The sequence below is a fragment of the Clostridium sp. genome (genome assembly GCF_016650095.1).
Taxonomy (GTDB): Bacteria; Bacillota; Clostridia; order Clostridiales; family Clostridiaceae; genus Clostridium_AD.
In genome coordinates this window covers 1-3,289 of record NZ_JAENWL010000396.1, presented here as the reverse complement: position 1 = coordinate 3,289, position 3,289 = coordinate 1, and the positions used below count along the sequence as shown (strand labels likewise).

Annotated in this window: 4 protein-coding genes; 2 read left to right on the top strand and 2 right to left on the bottom strand. The window is 25.2% G+C overall.

All coding sequences use genetic code 11. The features are described 5' to 3' along the window. Positions 1 to 105 precede the first annotated feature (105 nt). On the bottom strand, positions 106 to 438 hold the full coding sequence (locus JJE11_RS16955; protein ID WP_291637748.1) for a hypothetical protein: 333 nt from the start codon (positions 436 to 438) through the stop codon (positions 106 to 108). A gap of 670 nt (positions 439 to 1,108) precedes the next feature. Between JJE11_RS16955 and JJE11_RS16950 the strand changes: the two genes are divergently transcribed. Both JJE11_RS16950 and JJE11_RS16945 read left to right on the top strand, forming a co-directional pair. Next, complete coding sequence (locus tag JJE11_RS16950; RefSeq protein WP_291637746.1) at positions 1,109 to 1,495, top strand: DUF3232 domain-containing protein; 387 nt, start codon at positions 1,109 to 1,111, stop codon at positions 1,493 to 1,495. A 215-nt stretch (positions 1,496 to 1,710) separates the two neighbouring features. Next, positions 1,711 to 2,691, top strand: coding sequence for an AAA family ATPase (locus JJE11_RS16945; RefSeq protein WP_291637743.1), 981 nt, complete (start codon positions 1,711 to 1,713; stop codon positions 2,689 to 2,691). 135 nt (positions 2,692 to 2,826) lie between these two features. On the opposite strand, the gene JJE11_RS16940 is transcribed toward JJE11_RS16945, so the two are convergent. After that, positions 2,827 to 3,126, bottom strand: a complete 300-nt coding sequence (locus JJE11_RS16940; RefSeq protein ID WP_291637741.1) for a hypothetical protein — start codon at positions 3,124 to 3,126, stop codon at positions 2,827 to 2,829. Between the last annotated feature and the right edge of the window lie 163 nt (positions 3,127 to 3,289).

Here is a 3,289-nt window from a genome sequence, read left to right as displayed (position 1 = left end):
GTGGAAACAACCTTTTAACTAAACCTTCTTTCTCTTCTTTAGTATATTTTTTAATTTGTCTGGTCATAAAATAATCATCTCTCCTTTGTACGAGAATATCATATATTATTCCCTACGACAACTATCATAGCACAGGGGGTGAGGGACAAAGCTAAAATTCATAGTGCTATCGTATTTACACTGAGGTATCTGTGGATCTAAAGCCTTATTAAATACGTCATCTGATATGATTTGTAACTCATGTAGAAGATTCATTTCTTCTACAAAACCTGCTTTAACTGATTCTGCTTTACCACAGAAATCATTATAATATTTTATATTTTCATCTAAATTTGTTCTAACGGGATGCTTGTTTAACTCTTTCATTAAGTTGTTATACATCACATGTTGACCCAATTGTTCAAAAAACTGTGTTCCATCATTATTAGTATTTCTCATTTCCTATCTCCTTCAGATATTTTGTACAAGATATTAGGTAGCTCCTTGTCATAGCTTTGTTAGAAAGATATCTTGATTTATTAGGGTTATCCTTCCACTTCATTTTTGGGACAAACTTCTTTCACTTGTATATAGTCCAAAGGTATAAATAATATAAAAATCGAATGAATTTTATTAGATATTAGCTTAAATATTGAACAGTTTATGAAATTTTAACTATGTTATATGACTAAAATTTAATATTGAGGTATAGAGGAACAATGGCATAAAAAAATAAGTTATATTTAAGGCTCAAAAGTTATACCGTTTGTATAAAAATAGTATTGAATTCTTTAATAGGCTATTTTATTTAAGCTAAAAATTAATACTAACCATTAAAAGTTTAATTTTTAAACCTTAAATTAAACTTTGTTATCGAGTTGGTTATTTTTGTAAAATATAAAGTTATACTTAAGGCTTAAAAATTAAACTTTGTTCTGGTTCCTTTTTAATATGCAGATTCAAGTATCAAATCAATTTTATAGTATAATAAATATAAGAATAAAATAATATAAGAAAGTGTTTTTATGAAAACCATGAGATATGGGTTTATTAATTCAGAGGAATTTAATAGAAGCATAAAAAATATAAGATAATAATATGTTAAACATAAAATTTGGAGGGGCTATAAATGGTAACAATAAAAATGAAATTAAAAGATTTAATGATGAAAATAGAAAATCAAAATAGTGGAAATAAAGATTTAGAAAAAGAAATGTTAGAAGATTTAGCAATGGATTGTAATGAATATATTAGCTGCATTGTTAAAATGGAAAACACAATAAATTTAGCTAAAACTAGATTAGAAACAAAGGAATATCAGGAGATTATAATAACCCTTGATAGAAGCAGGACAACAACTCATAATGTAGTAATTAGTGATGTTAAAGTATTAAATAAATTATCTGTTTTATACGAATTGCCTTTAATTTTTACTGGAAATGTTGATAACAGAATTGAAGTTGCAGAATTTGCAAAATTATATTTAGATGAACTTTTTAATGAAAGAAGGATTTAATCTATAATGAGAAACCGTATTTGAAATAATTAAAGTTAATTAATACAATTGTATTTATATCGTTAAAATTTCGGTTTTGTCTCGTGAATTATTTTTTAAATAAAGGGTTTATGATTGAAATGTGATATAATCTTTTTAAAGGTTAGTATATAAAACATAATAATGTGGTATAAACAAAAAAAGTTACAACCTTTATCCATATTTGAGGGAGATGATTGCATATTAGTGCTAAATTAGATTATAAAAAATTAAAAAATGCAAGAGTAGAAAAAGATATTACACAAAAAATATTATCTGAAAAATTACATATTAATCTTAATACCCTAAAATCTATAGAAACTGGGAGAACAAAGTGTAATAAAGAAACTCTTAAAAAATTGACAGATGAATTAGAAATAAATATTGACGAATTGTATATAGAAGATTTTCATTTGACGAATGTAATTAGTATTGTTAATAGTAAAGGTGGCAGTGGAAAAACTAGTGTCGCTGGCTCTTTAGCCTATGCATTATCAGAACAAAATAATTTAATATTACTAATAGATTCTGATATGCAGATGAATCTTACACATTCATTTGGACTTGATAAAAATAAAAAAAATCTTGGGAATGCATTACTAAATGAGGAAAGCTTAGAGACTTATATAATTAAGACAAAATATGATCAAATAGATATGGTCGTTAGTGATCTAACTATGTGTTCAGTTGAGTTGGAACTTCTTGGTAAAATGCAGCGGGAAAACATATTAAAATACATTTTAGAGCCTATTATAAAAAAAGGTAAGTATGATTTTATTATTATAGATACAAGCCCAACTCTAGGTATTCTAAATTTAAATGTTCTTAATGCTTCTAATTTTTGTATTATACCAGTTACAACAGATAAGTTTGGTTTAGAAAATATTAATACAGTATTAAATTTTATAACGAATGTTCAAGAATATAATAAAAATCTTAAAAATGTAAAGATACTTTTAAATAAATTTGATACTAGAAAAAATGAGATTACTTTAAAATGTAAAGCGTATCTACAAGAAAATTTTGGTGCTATATTACTATCTACTATAATTAGCATAGACAGGAGTATGCAAAACGCACAATATAATAATGTACCTGTTTTGGATTTTAAGACTAATAGTAGAGTTGCCAAAGAATATCGGAGGCTATGTAAGGAGATAATTAAACTTAAAAAATAGGGTCATTGCTGCTCATATTTTAAAAAATAAGATAAGGTGGTCATAGTTAGAATCTATGCCCCTTAAATATAGTTCAATAATAAACTAATTTAATGAAAAAAGGTTTAAGAGGTTTATTTAGTTCAATAATTTTAACTAAAGAATTTCAAGATATTTAATTTTGCCTTTTAAAAAATCAAATACAATTCTATAACCTAGCACTTCTTTTATAATATAAAAGTCTTCTTCCATTAAATTTATTAATCCAAAACTAATACAAGACACTTTTATAAAATCTGGTTCATCTTCGCCATAGTAATGACTCAATAAGGAGGATTTTTTTTCTAATCCGATTTTTACAGTAAGTTTTGATAATGAATCAGCCACACTTTGTTTGTCTTCAATCGTTTTAAAAATCCTCATTATTTTATTTGTTTCGTTATCTAATTCAAACATTGCTATTTACCTCCTATATATTTATTTGAGAGTACTTTTAGTGAATTATAGTAGTTATAAAGCCCGAAATATATAAGAATACTAAATGTAATAAAGTTGAAAACAATAGTTATAAAGTGAAGCTTTTTCAAATATTCCACGCTCCTATCCTATTTTTAAAAGT